This is a genomic window from Pinisolibacter sp. DMC19, from assembly GCF_056313985.1.
The window spans coordinates 685,613-706,161 of record NZ_JBQUZF010000002.1; the positions used below are offsets into that span (position 1 = coordinate 685,613).

At 70.7% G+C, this 20,549-nt stretch carries 22 protein-coding genes; 9 read left to right on the forward strand and 13 right to left on the reverse strand.

The window, feature by feature from the left end:
* Nucleotides 1–19 precede the first annotated feature (19 nt).
* From ACT53U_RS07620 to ACT53U_RS07630, 3 genes are all read right to left on the reverse strand, one after another.
* Nucleotides 20–1,438 carry a DNA-packaging protein gene (locus tag ACT53U_RS07620; protein WP_476153824.1) on the reverse strand — a complete coding sequence of 473 codons (1,419 nt, stop codon included), beginning with the start codon at nucleotides 1,436–1,438 and terminating at the stop codon, nucleotides 20–22.
* Nucleotides 1,365–1,868, reverse strand: a complete 504-nt coding sequence (locus tag ACT53U_RS07625) for a hypothetical protein (protein WP_476153825.1) — start codon at nucleotides 1,866–1,868, stop codon at nucleotides 1,365–1,367. The genes ACT53U_RS07620 and ACT53U_RS07625 overlap by 74 nt, the downstream gene beginning before the upstream one ends.
* A gap of 291 nt (nucleotides 1,869–2,159) precedes the next feature.
* Nucleotides 2,160–2,612 carry a YcgN family cysteine cluster protein gene (locus tag ACT53U_RS07630; RefSeq protein ID WP_476154011.1) on the reverse strand — a complete coding sequence of 151 codons (453 nt, stop codon included), beginning with the start codon at nucleotides 2,610–2,612 and terminating at the stop codon, nucleotides 2,160–2,162.
* Nucleotides 2,613–2,923: 311 nt separating this feature from the next.
* Here ACT53U_RS07630 and ACT53U_RS07635 point away from each other — a divergent pair, with 311 nt between their 5' ends.
* From ACT53U_RS07635 to ACT53U_RS07645, 3 genes are all read left to right on the forward strand, one after another.
* Nucleotides 2,924–5,113, forward strand: a complete 2,190-nt coding sequence (locus tag ACT53U_RS07635; RefSeq protein ID WP_476153826.1) for a transglycosylase domain-containing protein — start codon at nucleotides 2,924–2,926, stop codon at nucleotides 5,111–5,113.
* Between the two features lie 164 nt (nucleotides 5,114–5,277).
* Nucleotides 5,278–5,847, forward strand: coding sequence for a DUF1214 domain-containing protein (locus ACT53U_RS07640; RefSeq protein ID WP_476153827.1), 570 nt, complete (start codon nucleotides 5,278–5,280; stop codon nucleotides 5,845–5,847).
* The gene (locus ACT53U_RS07645; protein ID WP_476153828.1) at nucleotides 5,844–6,398 is read left to right on the forward strand and encodes a DUF1254 domain-containing protein; all 555 of its coding nucleotides are present in this window, start codon (nucleotides 5,844–5,846) and stop codon (nucleotides 6,396–6,398) included. Before ACT53U_RS07640 ends, ACT53U_RS07645 begins: the two co-directional genes overlap by 4 nt.
* Nucleotides 6,399–6,404: 6 nt before the next feature.
* Here ACT53U_RS07645 and ACT53U_RS07650 read toward each other — a convergent pair whose 3' ends face one another.
* Entirely contained in the window at nucleotides 6,405–7,214 is an 810-nt protein-coding gene (locus ACT53U_RS07650) for a hypothetical protein (RefSeq protein ID WP_476153829.1), read from the reverse strand.
* A gap of 456 nt (nucleotides 7,215–7,670) precedes the next feature.
* Between ACT53U_RS07650 and ACT53U_RS07655 the strand changes: the two genes are divergently transcribed.
* Complete coding sequence (locus ACT53U_RS07655) at nucleotides 7,671–8,957, forward strand: hypothetical protein (protein WP_476153830.1); 1,287 nt, start codon at nucleotides 7,671–7,673, stop codon at nucleotides 8,955–8,957.
* Between the two features lie 18 nt (nucleotides 8,958–8,975).
* Here the strand turns inward: ACT53U_RS07655 and ACT53U_RS07660 are convergent, their stop codons facing one another.
* The 3 genes from ACT53U_RS07660 to ACT53U_RS07670 are packed head-to-tail and all read right to left on the reverse strand — an operon-like array spanning nucleotide 8,976 to nucleotide 12,190.
* A complete protein-coding gene (locus ACT53U_RS07660) occupies nucleotides 8,976–9,377 on the reverse strand; it encodes a DUF1491 family protein (RefSeq protein WP_476153831.1) in 402 nt (133 codons plus the stop codon).
* Nucleotides 9,378–9,396: 19 nt separating this feature from the next.
* Nucleotides 9,397–10,431, reverse strand: coding sequence for a peptidoglycan-binding domain-containing protein (locus tag ACT53U_RS07665; protein ID WP_476153832.1), 1,035 nt, complete (start codon nucleotides 10,429–10,431; stop codon nucleotides 9,397–9,399).
* 1 nt (nucleotide 10,432) lies between these two features.
* Nucleotides 10,433–12,190 (reverse strand): sensor histidine kinase, encoded by a 1,758-nt coding sequence (locus ACT53U_RS07670; protein ID WP_476153833.1) that lies wholly within the window; start codon nucleotides 12,188–12,190, stop codon nucleotides 10,433–10,435.
* Between the two features lie 391 nt (nucleotides 12,191–12,581).
* Between ACT53U_RS07670 and ACT53U_RS07675 the strand changes: the two genes are divergently transcribed.
* Together ACT53U_RS07675 and ACT53U_RS07680 are read left to right on the forward strand one after the other, a co-directional pair.
* Nucleotides 12,582–12,983 carry a hypothetical protein gene (locus tag ACT53U_RS07675; protein WP_476153834.1) on the forward strand — a complete coding sequence of 134 codons (402 nt, stop codon included), beginning with the start codon at nucleotides 12,582–12,584 and terminating at the stop codon, nucleotides 12,981–12,983.
* Nucleotides 12,984–13,070: 87 nt separating this feature from the next.
* Nucleotides 13,071–13,493 (forward strand): SufE family protein, encoded by a 423-nt coding sequence (locus tag ACT53U_RS07680; RefSeq protein WP_476153835.1) that lies wholly within the window; start codon nucleotides 13,071–13,073, stop codon nucleotides 13,491–13,493.
* 13 nt (nucleotides 13,494–13,506) lie between these two features.
* Here the strand turns inward: ACT53U_RS07680 and ACT53U_RS07685 are convergent, their stop codons facing one another.
* Entirely contained in the window at nucleotides 13,507–14,316 is an 810-nt protein-coding gene (locus ACT53U_RS07685; RefSeq protein ID WP_476153836.1) for a DUF6456 domain-containing protein, read from the reverse strand.
* The gene (locus tag ACT53U_RS07690) at nucleotides 14,313–14,672 is read right to left on the reverse strand and encodes a helix-turn-helix domain-containing protein (RefSeq protein ID WP_476153837.1); all 360 of its coding nucleotides are present in this window, start codon (nucleotides 14,670–14,672) and stop codon (nucleotides 14,313–14,315) included. Before ACT53U_RS07690 ends, ACT53U_RS07685 begins: the two co-directional genes overlap by 4 nt.
* 290 nt (nucleotides 14,673–14,962) lie before the next feature.
* Between ACT53U_RS07690 and ACT53U_RS07695 the strand changes: the two genes are divergently transcribed.
* Complete coding sequence (locus ACT53U_RS07695; RefSeq protein ID WP_476153838.1) at nucleotides 14,963–15,268, forward strand: DUF6477 family protein; 306 nt, start codon at nucleotides 14,963–14,965, stop codon at nucleotides 15,266–15,268.
* 34 nt (nucleotides 15,269–15,302) lie between these two features.
* Here ACT53U_RS07695 and ACT53U_RS07700 read toward each other — a convergent pair whose 3' ends face one another.
* Entirely contained in the window at nucleotides 15,303–15,719 is a 417-nt protein-coding gene (locus ACT53U_RS07700) for a Ros/MucR family transcriptional regulator (RefSeq protein ID WP_476135470.1), read from the reverse strand.
* Nucleotides 15,720–16,197: 478 nt separating this feature from the next.
* On the opposite strand from ACT53U_RS07700, the gene msrB reads away from it, so the two are divergent.
* Together msrB and ACT53U_RS07710 are read left to right on the forward strand one after the other, a co-directional pair.
* The gene (gene msrB / locus ACT53U_RS07705; RefSeq protein ID WP_476153839.1) at nucleotides 16,198–16,590 is read left to right on the forward strand and encodes a peptide-methionine (R)-S-oxide reductase MsrB; all 393 of its coding nucleotides are present in this window, start codon (nucleotides 16,198–16,200) and stop codon (nucleotides 16,588–16,590) included.
* A complete protein-coding gene (locus ACT53U_RS07710) occupies nucleotides 16,587–18,698 on the forward strand; it encodes a S9 family peptidase (protein ID WP_476153840.1) in 2,112 nt (703 codons plus the stop codon). The genes msrB and ACT53U_RS07710 overlap by 4 nt, the downstream gene beginning before the upstream one ends.
* A gap of 98 nt (nucleotides 18,699–18,796) precedes the next feature.
* Here ACT53U_RS07710 and ACT53U_RS07715 read toward each other — a convergent pair whose 3' ends face one another.
* The 3 genes from ACT53U_RS07715 to ACT53U_RS07725 all read right to left on the reverse strand — a co-directional run bounded on the left by ACT53U_RS07715 (nucleotide 18,797) and on the right by ACT53U_RS07725 (nucleotide 20,489).
* A complete protein-coding gene (locus ACT53U_RS07715) occupies nucleotides 18,797–19,000 on the reverse strand; it encodes a YgaP family membrane protein (protein ID WP_476153841.1) in 204 nt (67 codons plus the stop codon).
* A gap of 120 nt (nucleotides 19,001–19,120) precedes the next feature.
* Nucleotides 19,121–19,798: a Crp/Fnr family transcriptional regulator gene (locus ACT53U_RS07720; protein ID WP_476153842.1), complete on the reverse strand. Its 678-nt coding sequence runs from the start codon at nucleotides 19,796–19,798 to the stop codon at nucleotides 19,121–19,123.
* A 73-nt stretch (nucleotides 19,799–19,871) separates the two neighbouring features.
* Nucleotides 19,872–20,489: a response regulator gene (locus tag ACT53U_RS07725; protein ID WP_476153843.1), complete on the reverse strand. Its 618-nt coding sequence runs from the start codon at nucleotides 20,487–20,489 to the stop codon at nucleotides 19,872–19,874.
* Nucleotides 20,490–20,549 lie beyond the last annotated feature (60 nt).

Here is a 20,549-nt window from a genome sequence, read left to right on the forward strand (position 1 = left end):
CGATCGGGGCGTCCGCCCCTCAGAAATTACGCACTTTGGGCCGCCCGCGACCCTCGAGCATCAGCGCGGCGAGCGCCCAGACGAGCGCGTCCATGCGGTCGGGCGAACGGCCCGACGACAGCCCTTCCGGGCCGAAGTCGCAGAGCTCGTCCTCGAGCTCGGGAAACGAACCGACGTGGCGCACCCGCCCCTGCGCATAGAGCGCTGCGACGGGCTCGGCGCGGGTCCACTTGCCCCGGCTCGCCCGCACGGGCTTCACCGGCAGATCGGGCGCGACCTGCCTGAGCACGGTCTCGACCATCTCGCCGCCCTGGTTGACCTCGACCACCAGCGCGTCGGCCTCGAGCCCCTCGAAGAGGGCGACGGCGCGCGCCGCCCATTCGTTGGGGCGCAGGCCGCGGCACGAGGCATCCGCCAACACGTGGCCGATGCCGGTCTCAGAGATCCCCGCCGCGACGATACCGCAGGCATCCGCGGTGGCGCCCGAGGTCGCCGGCGGATCGACCGCGACGACGATGCGGACGAGGTCCGGAGCGACGTCGATCCGCGATCGGTCGATCTCTTCGCGCCGCCACAGCGCGTCGTCGCGATCCTCGATCAGCTCGCCCTCGAGTTCCTGCCGGCCGAGCCGGGTGCCGGCATAACGGCCGACCACGGCGTCGAGGAAGCGCGGCGCCAGATTGAAGGCGTTGGCCCGCGTCGAGGCCCGCGCCACCCGGCAGGCCGGATCGGCGACGAGGCGCTTGACCAGCGGCACCGGGCGCGGCGTCGTCGTCGCCACCTGACGCGGCCGGTCGCCGAGGCGCAGGCCGAACTGCAGCATGTCCCAGACCTCCTCGGCATGGCGCCACTTGGCGATCTCGTCGGCCCAGGCGATCTCGAACTGCGGCCCGCGCAGCGCCTCCGGATCTTCCGACGAGAAGGCCTGCGCCACCGCGCCGTTCGGCCATTCGAGCCGGCGCAGCGAGGGTTTCCAGGTCGGGCGTTCCGACCTGCGGTGAATGCGCAGCAGGCCGGAGACGCCCTCGATCATCACGTCGCGGACGTCGGCGAAGGTCTCGCCGACCAGCGCGATCCGCCCGGCGGGGGCATCGGCGAAAGGCGGACGGCCGAGCGCCGTCGCCTTCACCCATTCCGCCCCGGCGCGGGTCTTGCCGGCGCCGCGGCCGCCCATCAACAGCCAGGTCGTCCAGTCGCCGGCGGGCGGCATCTGATCGGCCCGCGCCCAGAGCGACCAGTCGTCCCGAAGACGTTCCCGCTCCTCCGCGGTCAACGCAAGGGCGAGGCGATCGAGCGTTCCGGCTTCATCGGCCGCCCGGAGCGCGGCGCGCAGGGAGGCGGCGGTGGAGGCCGCCTCCCCTGCCCTAGCCGAGGTCGGCGCCGCCGTCGGCACGGCGCAGGCTTTCGAGGCGGCGGGCGAGATCGAGGCGGAACTCATCGATGTCGCCCTCCGGTTCGGCGGTCTCGCGGCCGGCCTGTTTCTCGAGGCCGATGAGCAGTTCGAGTGTACGGGCGAGCGCGCCCAGCGTGCGGGCGTCCTTCTCCTCGAGGCTCGGCGGCGCCGAACCCTCGAAGCGGCGCTCGACCTCGGCGATCTGGCGTTCGACCGCCCGGAAGAGGCGGGCGACCAGGGTCGAGCGATCGAGCGGCGCCTCGGCGCGGGTGCCGGTCGTGTCGCGGCGCTTCAGCCAACCGTCACGGCGGGCGCGGCGCCAGATCCGGTCGGTGGCGATGCCGTAGGCCCGGGCGATGGCGGCGACCGCGAGGTCGGAGCCTTCGTAGGCGGCGCGGATCTCGGTCCAGGGCGGATCGCCGGCCGCGCGATCGGCGGTCGGCGGCAGGGGTTCGTCGCTCGGCGAGAGGGGCACGCGCGCTCCATCGGTCGGCCACGGCCGAACGCCCGCGTCGGTGTCCCGCGGCGGAGGGCGCGCGGCGACACCGCGGCGAGGCGGTCCGATCCGGGGCGATGTTGCGAAAACGATGTCAGGTGATCGCGGGGCCGAAGCCCCTGCCGTGTCCGGCGCGGTGGCGCCATCGACACGTGTTCGATCATGGGAAAAGACTGCCCGCCGAGCGTGACGCCGTCAAGCATGCAATCGACGATTTTGTGAAAATTTTCCTATCCACGACCCGAAAGACAGGCCAAGTCGCTGATCGGATTAGACCTTCGCCCGCGGTTGGCGGGGCGGACGCGGCCGCGGATCCTCGCCCGGCCAGTCGCAGAGGTGGTCCTCGTAGCTGTCGGGGGGGATATCCTCGTCGGATATCACACGGCGGCGGACGGAGATGCCGGCGGCGTGCACCGTGTCGGGATCGCCGGAGACCAGCGGGTGCCACCAGCGCAGCTCTTCGCCCTTGGCCAGCAGCCGATAGGCGCAGGTCGGCGGCAGCCACGTGTAGGTCTGCGACACCACCTCGTCGAGGTCGAGTTCGACGCAGTCGGGCACGAAATCGTGACGGTTCGGATAGGACGAGCAGCGGCAGCTCTCGGGATCGAGCAGGCGACAGGAGACGTTGGTCCAGTAGATCTCGCCGGTCTCCTCGTCCTCGAGCTTGTTGAGGCAGCAGCGGCCGCAGCAGTCGCAGAGGCTCTCCCACTCCTCGCGGCTCATCTCCTCGAGGCGTTTGGTCTTCCAGAAGGGCTCGCTCACGACCGTCTCTCTCCGTGCCGGCGTCGACGCCGACGCGGGAGGAGCGTCGATCGCCCCTCGACCGAGGCATGGCGATTGCTTAATGTCTCGTCAACCCTTTCGCACGTCCCGAGCCGGGACGCGGCGACGCGATCGACGCGGGACCGAACGAGACGGACCGAGCCTTGGCCACCGACGAAACGCCCACTCCGGACGGACAGGACGCTCCCGCGTCTCCACCGCCCGCCCCCGAATCGACCGGCGGACGGCGCCGTCGCTTCGCCGATCGCGCCATGGCGGTCGACGCCTGGCTCGACACGACCCTGTGGAAGAGCTTCAACTGGGCAATCGAATCCTGGCGCCGCTACGCGACCGCTCTCCGGGTGTTCCGGGTGCGCGGGCCGGCGCGCGGCTTCTTCGAACTCGTCGGCGATGCCGTCAATCTCGGTGCGGGCGGCGTCGTGCTGTTGCTGGCGCTCGCCATTCCGGCGCTGGAGGCGACCAAGACCGACTGGCGGGCGAAGGCGGACTATTCCGTCACCTTCCTCGACCGCTGGGGCAACGAGGTCGGACGGCGCGGCCTGATGCTCAACGATTCGGTGCCGCTGACCGAGTTCCCCGATCACCTGATCAAGGCACTGATCGCCACCGAGGACCGGCGCTTCTTCGAACATTTCGGCATCGACGTGCTGGGTACGGTGCGCGCCATCGTCGCCAACATGCGACAGCAGAAGGTGCGCCAGGGCGGCTCGTCGCTGTCGCAACAGCTCGCCAAGAACCTCTTCCTGACCAACGAACGCACGCTCGAGCGCAAGATCAAGGAGGCCTTCCTGGCGGTCTGGCTCGAGACGCACATGACCAAGCAGGAGATCCTCAAGCTCTATCTCGACCGCGCCTACATGGGCGGCGGCACCCACGGCGTGGCCGCGGCGAGCCAGTTCTATTTCGGCAAGTCGGTGCGCGACATCGATCTCGCCGAGGCGGCGATGCTCGCCGGCCTGTTCAAGGCGCCGACGAGCTACGCGCCCCACGTCAACCTGCCGGCGGCGCGCGCGCGGGCCAACGACGTGCTCTCCAACATGGTGGCGGCCGGCTTCATGACCGAGGGCCAGGTACTGGGCGCCCGGCGCCACCCCGCCACCCCGGTCGATCGCGCCCGCACCAACGAGCAGGCCGACTACTTCCTCGACTACGCCTTCAACGCCATCCGCGACATGGCGCCGGCCGAACACACGCTGATCGTCCGCACCACCATCGATCCGGAGGTCCAGAAGAAGGCGGAAGAGGTCGTCGAGAACGCGCTGCGCCAGAACGGCGAGGAGCTCGACATCTCGCAGGCCGCCGCCGTCTTCATGACGCCGGACGGCGCGGTGCGTGCCATGGTCGGCGGCCGCGAGTACGGCGCCAGCCAGTTCAACCGGGCGACCGACGCGGCGCGCCAACCGGGCTCGTCGTTCAAGCCCTACGTCTATCTGGCGGCGCTGATCGGCGGCAAGAAACCGACCTCGTTCGTCACCGACCAGCCGGTCTGCATCGGCAACTGGTGCCCGAAGAACTACGGCGGCAGCTACTACGGCCGCGTCACGCTGCTGGAGGCGATCGCCCGGTCGCTGAACTCGATCCCCGTGCAGCTCACCGAACAGCTCGGCCGCGAGAAGGTCGCCGCGGTCGCCCGTGCCGTCGGCATCGACCTGCCGGTCAAACCCGACTGGCCCTTCGTCATCGGCTCGTCCGAAGTCCACATGATCGACCATGCCGCCGGCTATGCCGCCTTCGCCAACGGCGGTTACAGGGTGCATCCGACACCGATCGATCAGGTCATCGCCTCGAGCGACGGACGGGTGCTCTACGACCGGTCGCGCGACGCCCCGCCGCCGCAGCGCATCTTCCCGCCCGACAAGGTCGCCGAACTGAATTCGATGCTGAACAACGCGGTGGAGACCGGCACCGGCGCCCGCGCCAAGCTCGACGGCATCCCCGCCGGCGGCAAGACCGGAACCACCCAGTCGTCGCGTGACGCCTGGTTCTGCGGCTTTACCGGCAATCTCGTCGGCGTCGTCTGGGTCGGCAACGACGACTATCGGCCGATGGAGCGGGTCACCGGCGGCATGGTGCCGGCGCCCATCTGGCACGACGTCATGGAATTCGCCCACAAGGGCATCGAGCTGAAGCAGGCGCCGGGCTTCCCGCCGCCGCGCGGCGTCGGTTCCGCTGCCAAGGTCGCGGCGACCGATCCGGCCAAGGGGCTCCAGCCGGTGCCGGTGTCGCAGGAGGCGGCGCGCCAGAAGGTGCTCTCCGCCAAGGCCACCAACACCATCGGCGGTCTCGCCGACCGACTGCGCAACGCCGCCCCCGTCGACGCGATGACCAAGCCCCCGGCTCGTTCGGGCGCGCTCCTGCCGCTCTCCGGCGGGGGCCGTATCCGCCTCGCCGCGCCGGCGACCGGGCTCGCCGCGGGCGGGCTCCTGCCGATCGGACGCTGACGCGTCCGAAACTCCGTTCGGCCCGCCGGCGGCATTGACGCGGGGGCCTCGCACGAACAGGATCCGCCTCGATCGGACGGGGCGAATCCGAAGTGTCCGTCCGCGTCCGGCGGTCGCTCCGGCCGCTCCGATGCCCGGGCGGTACCGTCTTTCGTAGGTGTGAATTGCGCTTCCTGCTTGCCCTCCTCGCCGCCATGGTCGCGAGCCTCGCGTTGGGGCTCGGCTCGGCGTGGTACATGGTGACGGCGCCACGGACCAACACGGTCGAGGTCGGCACCTGGCGCGCCTTCCCGCCGAGCGACGCGGCCACCGCGGATCCCTATCTGCGCGCCCGTGTCGCCCGCAGCGGCGAGTTCGGCATGGGCACCGGCACCGGCCTGACCTTCGTCGCGGCGAACGATTCGAACGGTCGCGGCCTTTCGGCGACCTGCGACTACGTGATCGCCGGCAAGGGACTTCAGGCACGGCTGTGGACGCTGACCGCCGCCACCCGCGACGGCCGTTCCGGCGTGACGCCCGAAGGCCGCGCCGACGTCGACAGCCACAATCTGGTGCGCGAGGCCTCCGGGCGGTTCGAGATCGTCGCGGCGACGCGGGCGCGGGCCGGCAACTGGTTGCCGCTTCCCGCCGGCGAGGACTTCACCCTGACGCTCCGCCTCTACGACACGCCGCTCGCCCTCGGCACGGGCATGCAGCCGGAGCTTCCGACCATCACGCGGGGGGCCTGCCGATGATCGCGCGTCTCGCCGTCTGGGCGCTCGGCGTCGCCATGCTCGCCGGCATCGTCCACATCGTCGTCGTGCTCGGTGTGCCCGGCCACTCCGTCAACGATTCGTGGAACGCGATCGCACGGCTCGGGCCGACCGGCACCTTCGTCGTCCTGCCGCGCCCGACGGCCGGCACGCCGTCGCTGCCCGGTCTCGACCCGGCGATGGCGCAGGCGACCTGCCGCTTCGAGCTCGACGCCGCGCCGGTACGCATCCGCGTCGCCGCCCCCGACGTCTACTGGTCGCTGTCGCTCTACGACCGCCAGGGGCTCCACGTCTGGGGGCTCGACAACCGCGGCTCGGGCCAGAAGGCGGCGGACGTGCTGGTGGCCGGCGACGTCCACGTGGCGCAGCTGCGCGAGAACCCGCCCGAACAGCTCGAAGACGTGGTGATCGTCGACTGGAAGGGCCGCCAGGGTATCGCGCTGTTCCAGATCTTCCGCCAGCAGCCCTCGCTCGACGGAGAGATCAAGGCTGCGCTCGAGGCGGCCGAGTGCAAGGCGACGCCGCTGCAGTGAGGCGCGTCACTTCTGTGGAACCGGGATGTTGATCGAGCCGGCCTCGCCGTAACGCGAGCGGCGGCCGTTCGACGGCGTGCCGCGGCGCGTGCCGGCCGGGAAGTCGGCCTCGGCGATGTCGATCGCCGACTTCAGCGCGCTCCAGGCCTGATTGGCCTCCCAGATCCGCTCCGACGGCGTCTCGACCTGCATCCGGTCGATCGCCATGCGATAGGCGGAGAGGCGGAAGCGCATCATCCGCCACGCCCAGTCGACGACGCGGGCGTTCTCGTCGATGCGGGCGTAGGCGTCCTTCAACTCGTGTGCGGCGAGATCGGCGCGGCCGTCGGCGGCGCGCAGGCGCAGCGCGTCGTCGTCGCGCACCTTGCGGGCCTCGCGCCAGAAGGGGCCGACCAGTTCGGCGTCGGTGTGCATGTCGAGGATCAGGCGGGCCCAACGGGTCTCGCTGGAGCGATAGGGATCGCGGCGCAGCCGGGCGTAGTAGCCGGCGGGATCGAAGCGCGAATCGATCTCCGGCAGGATCCGGGTGCGCTGGCCCTCGATCAGCATGTTGCCGAACCAGTCGTCGGCGTGCGGCGCCCGGACGATGCCCCAGGCGCGGTCGCGCAGGGTGCCCTCGCTGTCGGTGCGATTGAAGTCGGAGACGAGTTCGTCGCGGCCGTGGGCGGCGATCTTGTCGCCGACGAAGGGTAGGACACCGTCGTTCCAGGCATTCGGCTTGGCACGGCCGAAGTCGCCGGTCTCGCGGCCGCAGCCGGTCAGAGCCGTCGCGAGGACGAGGAGCGTGGCGACGGCGCGAACCCGGTTCGAAATCATGGGTGCGCGTTTCCTTCCGCGACCGAGGTGTCTTCACTTGCCGCGTCGACGCGGACGCCCGGGACGGGAGGGCCGCGGAGCGTCGTGTTCGGTCGGCGACGGCTCGTTCCAGCGTTCGACCCGAACGCCGGTGAAGAGCGCGATCTCTCCGCGCCGCTCACCGTCCTCCGCGGGCCGTTTCGGTGCCCGGCGGCGGACGGTCGTCAGGAACACGACGTCACCCATCGATCTCTCCTCGTGCCTCCGGGCCGAGAGCGGAACGCGGGGATCGCGGCATGCGATCCGAAACGATGACTCGAGCGGCTCCGACAGACCGCTCGCGACCGAGCCTTGCGCCAACATGGTTAACGGAGCCTTAACCGGTCGGGTCGATACTGAACGAAACGCAGTGCCGGCGGTTGCGAAGAGACGACGATGGAACGACCCGAGCCGAATGCCTCCACGAAGGACCCGATCGTGCTGCAACCCCGTTCCGCCCGCGACGTCCTGAACGACGCCGTCGATCTCTATCTCGTCGCACCCTCCCACGACCGCGGCGAGATCGCCGCCTTCGCGGCGCTGGTCGGCGGCCTGCTCGACGTCGCCGACGCCGAACGCCGTCGTCAGGTCGCCGGGCTCCTCGCCCGCCGTCCGGACACGCCGCCGGAGATCGCACGGCGGCTGGCGCTCGACGACATCGAGATCGCCGGGCCGATGATCCTGCATTCGCCGGTGCTGACCTCGAGCGATCTCATCGTCATCATGCGCCGCGGCCCCGATCACGTGCGGTGTGTCGGGCGTCGTCTCGACCTCGCCCCGGACGTCGCCGCCGTGCTGATCGACGCCGCCGTCGTGCCGCCCTCGGCGGCGCCCCACGTCGAGGCGCGGCGCCGTCGGACCGATCCCGAGGCGACGATGCCGGTCGCCGCGACGCGGACCGAAGCCGCTCGACCGATACTGCCACCGCGTCCGGCCGAGCCGGCGACGGAAACGGCGCCGCGGATCGCGCCGCCGGTGCTCACGCCTCGCCACCTACCGCCGCCGCTGTTCGACGTCGCCCCCCGGCCCGCCGCGCCCCGCCCGGCCGCACCACAGCCCGCGACGCCTACGGTGCCGAAGATGCCGACATTCCCCATGGCGCCGACGGGGCCGGTCATGCCCGCCGTGGCCTCCCTCGACGCACCGGCCCGCCGCGACGAAGGGCTTCCCGAGCTCTCGATCTGGCTTCGCCTCGACGCGGCCGCACGCTGGCGGGCGCTCCAGGCGGCGACGATCGAGGCGGCACTGAGACCGGCACCGGCGCGTTCGAGCAGCCACGATCCGGCGATGCTCGCCGATCGGCTGTTGTCGGGTGCAGTGGCGGGCGATCGGACCTTCCTGGCGGCAGCCTTCGCCGAGCATCTCGCGCTGGCGCCCGACGTGGTCGCGGCCGCCCTCGACGATCCGACCTGCGAGACTCTGGCGATCCTGCTGCTCGCCGGTGGTGTCGGCGAGATCCGCGCCACGTCGATCCTGCTCCACCATCTCGGTATCCAGGCCGACGTCGGCCAGTTGCAGGACCTCGTCGCCCTGCTCGAACGGACGCCGCGGCGGACCGCCGAACGGCTGGTCACCGCCTGGCGCGACGACGAGGCGCGTTCGCGGACGAAGACCGTGCTGCGTCAGACCGATGCGGCCGAGCGGCGCGAGGCGGCGGGTCGGGCGCGCGACATGGGCACCGGCGAGGCACGGCGCCCCGCGACCACGACGACGCGGCGCGCCTGAGGTCTCGGAGAGACGCGCTCAGAACTTCGGCGGCCAGACCGGCTGGATCTTTTCCGGCGCGTTCGGATCGCGCGGCGGCGGCTCGATGAAGGAGCGGCCGGCGCGGTCCTCGATCTCGATCACCCAGACGTCCGGATCGAACCGGCTCTCGGAGGCGATGCGCGCGTCGATCGCCGCGGGCGCGACGCCGGCGAGCACGGTCTCGAAGCGGCGTGTTCCCGCCTCGCCTTCGGCGACGTCGCTCTGCGGCAGGGGGGCGTGGAGATCGGCGGTGCCGTCGAGCCGGTCGACGACGACGAAGATCGCACCCGCCATGTCGTCGCCGCGGCGACGCAGGACAGCCATCGCGCCTTCGGCTCGCGCGCGACGCAGCAGCGCCGAGACCCAGAATTCCGAGGTCGGACGTCCCGCCGCGCTCATGGGCAGGCCCTTTCGGCGATCACTGTCGCGTGGCGCCGGGATCGCCGAGATTGGCGAGCAGGCGCTCGGAGACACGACCGCTGGCGATCCAGCCGTGATCGATCTCGAAGCGGCGGATCGCCGTGCCGGTCTTGTCGTCGAAGCGGCCGTCGGCCTTGAGCGGGCCGTAGCCGGCGGCGACGAGGCCGCGCTGGGCGCGCTGGATGCGGAGATCGCCGCCCTGGGCGAGCGGTTCGCGCAGGGCGCGCCGGATCGCACCGGTCGGAACGACGGCGCTCACCTCCTCGACCATCGGCACGTTGGCGGCCTCGTCGGCGCCGACCGGGGCGGCGACGGTCTCGACCGCGGCCATGCGGGCGGGCGAAGCGGCGACCGGCGTGTTGGCCGGCGCGGCCGCGACCGGAGCCGGGGCCGGAGCCACTTGGGCGGCGGACGCGGGGTCGGCACGACGGGCGGCGGCCTGGGCCTTGAGCGAACCGGTCGCCGTGGTGTCGGGGGTGCGCAGCGCGCGGGCGGAGGCGAGCAGCAGCTCGCTCGGCTCGCCGGTCTGCGGCGCGCCGATGCGGCGTTCGAAGGCGCGGATCGCCTCGACCGTCGCCGGTCCGAGGATGCCGTCGAGCGGGCCGGAATAGAGACCGTGGTCGCGCAGCGCCACCTGCAGCTCGGCGAGGCCGGTGGGTTGCTCGAGCGCGCCGATCGGGCGCGGACGCGGCACGGGCGTCGCCGTGGGAGCGGCGGCGGGGACGGCCTGCGGCGCGGCGGCGGCTGCCGGATTCTGCGGCGCCGGCTGCGGCAGCGGCACGGCGGCGGGGCGCGCGGCCTCGGCCGTCGAACGGGTCTGGAAGAACGGGTGCGGATGGCGCGCCGGCTGATTGCCCAGCGCGTTGCCGAAGATCACGCCGATCATCGCCAGCGACAGGAAGGCACCGGCCGAGGTCACCGGATGGCGCAGGGCCGTCTCGGCGAGGCGAATCGGCAGGCTGCCGGGCGGGGCCGGGCGGTCCCGGACCTCCTCTGGACGATTGCGAGCGGTGGAGCGGTCGGATCGGGTCATGTCAGGCACGCTTCTGCTCGAGCCGGAGCCGCGGTTCGGCGGCGGCGAGTTCGACGACGCGAGTGTCGGCACGGGTTTCGGGACGGGCGGCGCGCGGCGCCTCGGGATCGAGCGGCAGACGGACGGTGACGCAGGTCCCCTCGCCCAGCCGACTCTCGATCTTCATCGTGCCACCGTGCAGGCGCGTCAAGCCCTTGACCACCGACAGGCCGAGACCGGTGCCCTCGTGGCGGCGGTCGTAACCGCAGTCGGCCTGGACGAAGGGCGTGCCGAGGCGCTCGATGTCCTTCTCGGCGATGCCGATGCCGGTGTCGCGAACGAAGATGGCGATGTCGCCACCCTCGACGCGGGCGCCCAGCGTCACCGTGCCGAAGCGGTCGGTGAACTTCACGGCGTTGGAGACGAGATTGATCAGGATCTGCTTGCAGGCGCGGCGATCGGCGACGAGCTCGGGCAGGCGCGGCGGCAGATCCAGGCGGAACGCGAGCCCGCGCTCCTCGGCCTGCAGCGCCATCAGGCTACGGATGCTCTCGATCAGCGCCGCCGGGTCGAAGGGCTCGGCGACGACGTCGAAGGAGCCGGCCTCGATCTTCGACATGTCGAGGATGTCGTTGACCACCTGCAGCAGGTGCTTGCCCGATTCGTTGATCAGCTCGACGTATTCGCGCTGACGCGGATCGCCGAGCGGTCCGAAGATCTCGGCGCCGAGCATGTCGGAGAAGCCGATGATGGCGTTCAGCGGCGTGCGCAGCTCGTGGCTGACGTTGGCGAGGAAGCGGGTCTTGGCGAGGCTCGCCTCCTCGGCGATCTCACGGGCGCGCATCAGCTCGTCCTCCTGCGCCTTGCGCAGGGTGATGTCGCGGGTGACGGCGACGACCTTGGCGGACCGGATCATCGGATCGCCGTCGTCGAGCGGACGGCAGCGCAGCTCGAGCCACAGCCAGCGATGACGGCCGTCGGCCTCGTCGACACGGACGCGGAACTCGACCGACGCCGAGCGGCCGAAGGCGGCGGCGTCCGACAGGGCGGTCAGGTAGGCCGGGCGATCGCCGACGTGGATCATGCGGAAGAGACCGTCGCCGCTCGCCGCCTCGGCCGAGATGCCGAGCACGCGCTCGACCGCCGGGGTGACGAAGACGATGTCGCCGTCGGCGCCGTGGCCGGTGACGATGTCGGTGATGTTCTCGGCCACCAGCCGGAAGTGATCGCCGCGGCGCCGGGCGATGGCGTCGCCGGCGCGGGTGACCAGTTCCATCCGCATGGCGAGACCGCCGGCATAGAGAATGGCGAGCGCCGGCACGGCGAAGGCGAGTGCCGGACCGAGGCGGGCGGCATCGACCACCGGCAGGCGACCGGCCAATCCGGTCGCAACCACCGCGACGAAGGCGAACGCGGCGAGGCCGAGGGCGATGCGGGTGACCAGGCGACGGCCGATCAGCGCAGCCTCCATCGGCACGATGCCGAGGGCGAGCAGCGCCGGCGAGGCGACGCCGCCGGTGAAGAGGGCGATCCAGCCGATGACGAAGGCGGCGATCGCCGAAGCCGCGATCTGAGCACGGCCGATGTCGCCGCCGTGGGAGACCCACAGCGCGATCGGCGCGGGGGCGACGAGACCGATCAGGGCGACCGTCTCGACGAGGCCGGTCGGACCGACCAGCACCCACCACGGCGGCACCAGACCGAGCACGGCGAGGCCGGCGGCGAGATTGGCGGCGATGAAGGTCCGGTGGCGGCTCCATTCGAGCCGATCGCCGGCCATCCCTTCCGGGACGAGACCGTCGACGAACCGACCGATCGGCGCTAGCGGGCCTTGATGACGAAACTCGGACACTCGATCAACTCACCACCGATGTGGGCCGCCACGAACGCTCGGCGACGGGGACATGATGGCAGCGGCGACTTAACAGGCTGTTGAAGAGCGGGCGATGCACGCAGCGCGGAAGCCTCTGAAAACGCGCGCGAAATGCGGGTTTCCTCGGATTTCGTGCGATCGTGCCCGGCCAATCGCTTTCATGGTGAACGGAGGGCTAACGGAAATCGCGCAATTCGAACGCCCCACTGAACCCGACCTTCAACCGGGCATGCCATGATCCTCGACAGATCCGACGACAGTGGGACGTTCGTCGGACGAAGCTCTCGGGGAGGCTTCGATGTTCTTCATTTTCCGTGCCGTGTTCTGGATCTCGCTGGCGCTGCTGCTGGTGCCGGCCGACTGGCGCAAGGCGGTCGATTCGCTCGGGACGCCGACCCTCGCGTCGCGGTCCGTCGCCGACCACGGCGATCGCATCGTCGAGACCGCCGTCGGCACGGCGCGAGCGACCATCCGTGAGGCCGATGCCTGGTGCGCCGACAATGCGATCGCCTGTGCCGCCGGGCGCGTTGCCGTCGACGGCGCCACGGCGCAGGCCGGTCGCTGGGTGCAGGAGAAGTTCGAGGCGCCCGCCACCACTGCCTCGACCGTCGCCCCGGCTGCGACCGCGCCGCGTGTCGCCGATCCCGAGCGCCGTCGCGCCCAGATCGTCCCCCTGCCGCACGCCCGCCCCGTCTCCTGACAGCCGCACGCGACAAGACGCCGTCGGTTGGGTTTTGCGATGCCGCGACGCACGCGCTAGAACGGTCGCGAGCAGGAGGCCGAACCCTTGGCGACCATCGACGACATCATCGCGGACTTCGACGTCATCGACGACTGGGAAGAGCGCTATCGCTACGTGATCGAACTCGGCAAGGCGCTGGCGCCGATCGACGAGGCCGATCGCACCGAAGCCAACAAGGTCCGCGGCTGCGCCTCGCAGGTCTGGCTCGTCACCCGCGTCGAACCCGGCCCCGACGGGCCCCGGCTGTTCTTCACCGGCGATTCGGACGCCCATATCGTCAAGGGCCTGGTCGCAGTGATGCTGGCGATCTTCTCCGGCCGCACGGCGAAGGAGATCCTGACGCTCGATCCCGAGCCGATCTTCTCCGCCATCTCGTTGCGCGACCACATCACCCCGCAGCGCGCCAACGGCGTCAACTCGATGATCGAGCGCATCCGTGCCGAGGCCCGCAAGGCGCTCGAAGGCTGATCACCACCAGCGCTCACGGCGGTGAGCGGCGCTCGTCCGGGCGATGATCGGGCGTGCCCCAGTGACGCAGCCGGCCGGGCGTCTCCCGCCCGCGCGCCTCGTCGGCGAGGCCGTAGTGATCGGCGAGCCGGCCGAGCGCGATGTCGAGCACCACCTTGGCGGAGCGCGCCGGCCAGCGGCGTTCGCTCTCCACCTGCTCGAGCCCCTTCAGAAAGCAACAGACGTCGACCAGCAGGCCGCCGAGGTCCGATCCGGTCGCGGCGAGTGCCGCCTGGACACGGTCGCGCGCGGCGATCGACCGGTCGGTCAGGTCGGCGAGGCCGCCCGTGCCGGAGCCACCGCCGATCCGGCCGGTCGACCAGTTGGAGGTCACCGTCGGCATCATCCGGGCGAGGGTGAAGTCGCCGCGCAGCCGTTCGCCGGCGGCGACGCGGGCGGGCGAGAGATAGGCCCTGCCGTCGCGGTCGCGGCGGCGGGCGAGCCAGGCGAGCGGGCTCTCGGCACCGTCGACGATCGCCGTCTCGCCCTCGCCGACGCGCATGTGCGCGACTTCACCGTGCTGCAGGCGGAAGCCGTCGAGATCGCCGAGACGTTCCCGCCGGGCGAGGCGGGCGCGGCCGGCGGCAGTGACGGCGAGACGATCGCGGGCGTCGCCGCGTGCTTCGATCTCGCCGCGTTCGGCGAGCGCGCGCAGGGTGTCGCCGTCGGGCTTCAGCCGGCGCAGGCCGTCGGGGCCGACGACGCGCAGGACGCCGCGGTCGTCGAGGGCCCCCTCGGCAACGGCGAGAAGGCGCAGGAGGCGCAGTTCGGCGGCCTCGCTCATCGCCCCACCTCCAGATCGCAGGCGAAGTCGATCCACAGATCGGCGGCGGCCTCGACGGCGGCAACGACACGGTCGACGGAGGGATCGTCGCGGCGTTCCTCGACGACGCGGCAGGCGTGGGAGACGGTGGTGCGGTCGCGGCCGAAGCGGCGGCCGACCTCGCTCAGCGACAGGCCGAGCCAGACGTGGGCGACATACATCGCCACCTGCCGGGCGAAGGCGATCGGCGCATGGCCGCGCGAGGCGCCGCGGAGTTCCGTCAGATCGGCACCGAAGGCGCGGGCGACCACCGTCTCGAGGCAACGGCAATCCGCGGTGACGTGGTCGCGGTCACCGCGACGGCGGCGATGCAACAACACCGTTCGCCGTCGCTCGATCGCGCCCGTTCTGCCGGTCGCCACGCCGGCGTACCCCTTCACGATCCCGTTGTGTGTGACATGCTCGAGCATCCTTCGATCCCCCGCGATCCCGACCCGTCGATAGGAATAAATACCTCTCGATTATGGGGGCGAGTGAGGGAGTGGGGATAACTTGTGATATATATGGTGAACTTGACCAATTTTTCGTTGCGTCTGAAATGTCGCGAGTTGTCCCCGGACCGCTGGGCCCGGGCGACGATGGGGGGTCTCGACGAAGGACCCCAGACATGCCCGACGACCGACGCCACCACGCCCCGCCGCCTACCGCCGAACCCTGGAGACCGGGGGAGCGCGATCGAATCCTGCCGCGGCTGGTGCCGGTGACGCCGGCCGATCTGGCGGACCACTCGCCCGCCGGCCTCGTACGCATGCGCGCCGTCCTGGAACGGGCGCTGGCCGGCGAACGGCGGCGGGCGCGGGCGCGACACTGGAGCTACAGCCTCGCCCGCCACGTCGGCCTGATCGAGGCGCTGGCGGCCGAAGATCGGCTCGGCGCCGAGAGCAAGAAAAGCGAACGCCGCCGCGAACGCTGAGTTCGCGGCGGCGTCGAATGCGGTCGGGACGGGATCAGCGGGCGCCGCGGCGACGCTGCTGGCCGAGGCCCATCTTCTTGGCGAGGTCGGAGCGAGCCTGCGCGTAGTTCGGGGCGACCATCGGGTAGTCGGCCGGCAGGCCCCACTTCTCGCGGTACTCTTCCGGGGTCATGTTGTACTGGGTGCGCAGGTGGCGCTTCAGCGACTTGAACTTCTTGCCGTCCTCGAGGCAGACGATGAAGTCCGGGTTGACCGACTTCTTCACCGGAACCGCCGGCTTCAGCGGCTCGGGCGCCGGCTCCGGCGCGACACCGGCGGAGGTGCGCTGCAGGGCGGCGTAGACCTCGGCGATCAGGCCGGAGAGCTCGGCCGCGGGCACGGTGTTGTTGCTCACGTAGGCCGAGACGATCTCGGTGGCCAGTTCGATGAGGTTGGTGCTGGAATCGGTCATTTTTCACCTGTCTTGCCGGAGGGGAACCCCTCGGATTTCGGTCACTCGAGGAACGATCGAGTCATTGCCGAGATTCGAATCGCGACGGATTCATCTCTGACAAATGTCGCTTGAATCACTTCGACCCCCAATCGACATCTTCCTATAGGCAGAGTTTGCGAGATGCACAAGATCTCGTCTGCAACTTTCATCTTCGTCAGGCAGTCGACGCGAGTTGCAAACTTCGTCACGTTCGCAGAAACGTCGCGGAGAAGGGCCTCTCGCGAGCAACCGTGACGACGTGGTGAACATGCTGCGGCATCATGGCAGTTCGAACGCCTTCTGGAAGAGTTCCGAGATCGCGCGAGTTCTCGAGCATCCGGCGGCGACGGGGTGCGCGACCACGGCGGAGACCCCGATTGTCGGCGATCGAGGCCGCACTAGCTTTCCTCCTCGCCGCCGCCCATGATCGGCGCGGCGACGCGAGGAGGACGAGACGATGGACGACGACACCCTGAAGCGGCGCCTGACCCCGGAACAGTACCGCATCACCCGCTGCGCCGGCACCGAACGCGCCTTCTCCGGTCCGTATTGGAACGAGAAGCGCCCCGGCACCTACGCCTGCGTCTGCTGTGGCCGACCGCTGTTCGACGCGGCGACGAAATACGATTCCGGCAGTGGCTGGCCGAGCTTCTGGGCGCCGATCGCCGAGGCCGGCATCGCCGAGCACCGAGACGTCACCCACGGCATGGTCCGCACCGAAATCCGTTGTGCCGAATGCGAGGCCCATCTCGGCCACGTCTTCGACGACGGACCGCAGCCGACCGGCCTGCGCTACTGCCTCAACGGCAACGCCCTCGACTTCCAACCGGACGAAGAACCGAAAGCATGACAGTTTCCCGCAAGTCGCTTCTCGCCGCCCATCCCGCCCCGACCATCGAGGCCCGACCGGTTTCCCGAACCCTCCACGGCGTCGAGATCGTCGACGACTTCGGCTGGCTGCGTGCCGAGAACTGGCAGGCGGTGATGCGCGATCCGGGCGTGCTCGATCCCGCCATCCGTGCCGTGCTCGAGGCCGACAACGCCCATGCCCGCGCCGTGATGGCGCCGACGACGGCGCTGCAGGCCCGCCTCTTCGAGGAGATGAAGGCGCGGATCAAGCAGGACGATTCGTCCGTTCCCGCCAAGGACGGTCCCTACGCCTACGCCGCGCGCCACCGCCCCGGCGGCCAGCACCCGATCCACGTGCGGACGCCGCGCGACGGCGGCGACGAGGAGGTGCTGCTCGACGGCGACGAACGGGCGGCGGGGCTCTCCTACTTCCGCCTCTCCGGCGTCGTCCATTCGCCCGACCACCGACGGATCGTCTGGGGCGCCGACGAGAACGGCTCGGAATATTTCACGCTGCGTGTCCGCGACCTGACCCGCGGCATCGATCTCGAGGACAGGGTCGAGGCGACCGGCGGCGAGGCTGTCTTTTCCGCCGACGGCGAGAGCTTCTTCTACGTCCGGCTCGACGACAACCATCGCCCATCGAAGGTCTTCCTGCACCGCATCGGCTCGCCGGCGCTCGAAGACGTGCTGGTCTACGAGGAGGCCGACGCCGGATTCTTCGTCGGGCTCGGCAAGACGCAGTCCGGCCGCTTCGTGGTGATCGCCATCCACGACCACGAAACCTCCGAGGTGCGTCTGATCGACGCGGGCCGCCCGACCACCCCGCCGCGGCTCGTCGCGCCCCGTGTCACCGGCGAGGAATACGACGTCGAGGATGCCGGCGACCGCTTCACCATCCTGACCAACAACGGCGGGGCGGAGGACTTCCGCATCGTCACGGCGCCGATCGAAGCGCCGGGGCGGGAGAACTGGACGACGCTCGTCCCCCATGTCGCCGGCCGGCTGATCCTGTCGCAGACGGCGACGAAGCATCACCTCGTCCGGCTCGAACGGGTCGAGGGTCTGCCGCGCATCGTCGTGCGACGCCTCGCCGACGGTGCCGAGCACGACGTCGCCTTCGACGAAGAGGCCTATTCGCTCGGTCTCCTCGGCGGCTACGAGCACGACACGACGAGCCTGCGCTTCTCCTATTCGTCGCCGACGACGCCGGCGCGGGTCTTCGACTACGACATGGAGAGCCGCTCGCGGACCTTGCGCAAGGAACAGGAAGTGCCCAGCGGCCACGATCCGGCGGCCTACGTGGCGCGGCGGATCTTCGCCCCGGCGGCCGACGGCGAGACGGTGCCGGTGACGCTGATCCACGCCCGTGCGACACCCATCGACGGCAGCGCGCCCTGCCTGCTCTACGGCTACGGCGCCTACGGCATCACCATTCCGGCGGCCTTCTCGACCTCGATCCTGTCGCTGGTCGATCGCGGCTTCGTCTATGCCATCGCCCATATCCGCGGCGGCAAGGACAAAGGCTTCCGCTGGTATGCTCGAGGCCGGCGCGAGTTCAAGACCAACACGTTCGACGACTTCGTCGCCGCCGCCCGCCATCTGGTGGCGGAAGGCTTCTCGGCACCGGATCGGCTGGTCGCGCAGGGTGGATCGGCCGGCGGCATGCTGATGGGGGCGGTCGCCAATCGGGCGGGCGAGCTCTTCGCCGGCATCGTCGCCGAGGTGCCCTTCGTCGACGTGCTCGCCACGATGTGCGACCCCGACCTGCCGCTGACCCCGCCGGAATGGCCGGAATGGGGTAACCCGATCGAGGACGAGGCGGCGTTCCGCACCATCCTCTCCTACTCGCCTTACGACAACGTCGAGGCCAAGGCCTATCCGCCGATCCTCGCCTTGGCGGGGCTCACCGATCCGCGGGTGACCTATTGGGAGCCGGCGAAGTGGATCGCCCGGCTCCGGGCGAAGGCGAGCGGCGGGCCGTTCCTCGTCGAGACCAACATGGACGCCGGCCACGGCGGTGCCTCCGGTCGCTTCGACCGGCTGAAGGAAGTCGCCAAGGTCCAGGCCTTCGCCATCGCCGTCACGGGGACGCCCGACCTGCCGTGAGGCGGAGCATTGCGCAGGCCCAATAAACCGAAGGCCGGAGGCGTCACCGCCTCCGGCCTTCTCTATTCATGCTCCGACGATCGTGCCGGGCGCGGCGATCACTTCTTCATCGGGCAGGTGTTGATGCCGAGAAGGGTGTAGGCCGGGCAGAAGCCGAGAAGCGCGGTGGCGAGCGGCACGACGCCGATCCAGCCGATCCACTTCCAGGAGATCGTCGCCGGGCCGAGCAGGGCGAAGGCGATCAGGGCCAGACCGACCACGATGCGCAGGATCTTGTCGATGCCACCGACGTTGGCGTTCATGGGAATTCTCCTCGTGTGTGTCGCGGGCGGAGGGGACGCGGGGGGGCACGCCCCGTCTCCGATCGCAGTCACCATAACGCAACGGTAGGGCGGCGTCGGTGACCTAGTCACACGCGGGGCTCATCCTAAAGACGCGCCCTCGACCGCCTCGGCGAGCCGGTCGAGCCCGAGCCGATCGACGACCTCGACGGTTCCGCGGCCGAGGCGGACGAGGCCGCGCTTCTCGAAGGCGGAGAGATGGCGGCTCACCACCTCGCGGGCGGTGCCGAGTTCGGCGGCGAGATCGCGATGGGTGACGGCGAGGACGTCGCCGCCGCGGCCGACGAGATGGCGGGCGAGGCGCGCGTCGACCCGGTGGAAGACCGCCGACTGGAGCGTCGCCAGGAGATCGGCGACGCGACGACCGTAGCCGGTGAAGACGAAGCGACGGAAGGCATCGGAGCGCGCCATCAGCGCATCGAAGAGCGCCGTCGGCACGGCGACGCCGGCGGTCGGTTCCTCGACGATGCCGTCGGCAGCATAGGCGTCGCCGGCGAGCAGGCAGGCGGTCGTCAGCACGCAGGTCTCGCCGCGGCGGACGCGGTAGAGCACGATCTCGCGGCCGGTATCGGCGATCATCTGGACGCGGACCGAGCCGTCGAGCACCAGCAGATAGGCGGTACAGACCCGGCCGGGCGAGAAGACCACGGTGCCGGTCGGGAGGTCGACCGCGCGGGCGCCGGCGACGAGCGCCGCGCGATCCTCGGAGCCGAGGTCACCGAGGCCGGGAAACCGTGCGGTCCAGTCGCTCGCAGCCACGTCATGCCCCCGATCGTCGCAAACCGCCCGGGCGGGCGGACGGCGACAGGCTACTCCCCGCCGGTGGCCGGGATCAATCGACGAAGGCGGTGTCGTCGCCGTCCTTCGGTGTCTTTCGGAGCGTGATGCCGACGTCGAAACCGGGAAGGCCACGCGGCAGACGCGGGCGTTCGGAGGCCGGCGCGACGGCTGCCAGACGGCGCGCGGCGGCGCCCTTGGCGAAGTTCATGCGCAGGCGGGTGCGCAACTGGTCGGGCCCCCAGTAGCCGCCGGGGCCGGAGACATAGGTATGGCGGGCGCCGAGCGCGCGGCGGGCGTGACGGGCGACCGTCTCGGGCGCGAAGGGGCGCACCAGCAGACTGTCGATGCCGGCGCCGACCGCCGGCTCCAACGTCGAGCGGACGACGCAGGACGACATCATCACCACCGCCATGTCGGGATTGGCGATGCGGATGCCACGGCGAACCGACTTGACCCAGTCGATGCCGGAAATGCCGGTCAGGGTCTGTTCGACGAAGACGAGGTCGATCGGCGTGTCCATGACCCGCGCCAGCGCCTCGTCGGCATCGCCGAAGACCTCGACGCGACGGAAGCCGAGATGGCGCAGCATGGCGCGCATCATCGACTGGAAGGTGCGGTTGGGGTCGAGGACGACGACACGGGCCTCGGCAAAGGAATCGGCGGCGAACATCGGACGCCTCCTTTCCCTTGCGTCAATCTCGTCGGGCCGACTGTCCACCCCGGCCGGTTG

Bases quoted from the DNA above. Each gene is read 5' to 3' on its own strand.
- ACT53U_RS07620 (WP_476153824.1), bottom strand. From the start codon at position 1,438: ATGAGTTCCGCCTCGATCTCGCCCGCCGCCTCGAAAGCCTGCGCCGTG.
- ACT53U_RS07630 (WP_476154011.1), bottom strand. From the start codon at position 2,612: ATGAGCCGCGAGGAGTGGGAGAGCCTCTGCGACTGCTGCGGCCGCTGC.
- ACT53U_RS07635 (WP_476153826.1), top strand. From the start codon at position 2,924: ATGGCGGTCGACGCCTGGCTCGACACGACCCTGTGGAAGAGCTTCAAC.
- ACT53U_RS07645 (WP_476153828.1), top strand. From the start codon at position 5,844: ATGATCGCGCGTCTCGCCGTCTGGGCGCTCGGCGTCGCCATGCTCGCC.
- ACT53U_RS07650 (WP_476153829.1), bottom strand. From the start codon at position 7,214: ATGATTTCGAACCGGGTTCGCGCCGTCGCCACGCTCCTCGTCCTCGCG.
- ACT53U_RS07660 (WP_476153831.1), bottom strand. From the start codon at position 9,377: ATGAGCGCGGCGGGACGTCCGACCTCGGAATTCTGGGTCTCGGCGCTG.
- ACT53U_RS07665 (WP_476153832.1), bottom strand. From the start codon at position 10,431: ATGACCCGATCCGACCGCTCCACCGCTCGCAATCGTCCAGAGGAGGTC.
- ACT53U_RS07670 (WP_476153833.1), bottom strand. From the start codon at position 12,190: ATGGCCGGCGATCGGCTCGAATGGAGCCGCCACCGGACCTTCATCGCC.
- ACT53U_RS07675 (WP_476153834.1), top strand. From the start codon at position 12,582: ATGTTCTTCATTTTCCGTGCCGTGTTCTGGATCTCGCTGGCGCTGCTG.
- ACT53U_RS07685 (WP_476153836.1), bottom strand. From the start codon at position 14,316: ATGAGCGAGGCCGCCGAACTGCGCCTCCTGCGCCTTCTCGCCGTTGCC.
- ACT53U_RS07695 (WP_476153838.1), top strand. From the start codon at position 14,963: ATGCCCGACGACCGACGCCACCACGCCCCGCCGCCTACCGCCGAACCC.
- ACT53U_RS07700 (WP_476135470.1), bottom strand. From the start codon at position 15,719: ATGACCGATTCCAGCACCAACCTCATCGAACTGGCCACCGAGATCGTC.
- msrB (WP_476153839.1), top strand. From the start codon at position 16,198: ATGGACGACGACACCCTGAAGCGGCGCCTGACCCCGGAACAGTACCGC.
- ACT53U_RS07710 (WP_476153840.1), top strand. From the start codon at position 16,587: ATGACAGTTTCCCGCAAGTCGCTTCTCGCCGCCCATCCCGCCCCGACC.
- ACT53U_RS07715 (WP_476153841.1), bottom strand. From the start codon at position 19,000: ATGAACGCCAACGTCGGTGGCATCGACAAGATCCTGCGCATCGTGGTC.
- ACT53U_RS07725 (WP_476153843.1), bottom strand. From the start codon at position 20,489: ATGTTCGCCGCCGATTCCTTTGCCGAGGCCCGTGTCGTCGTCCTCGAC.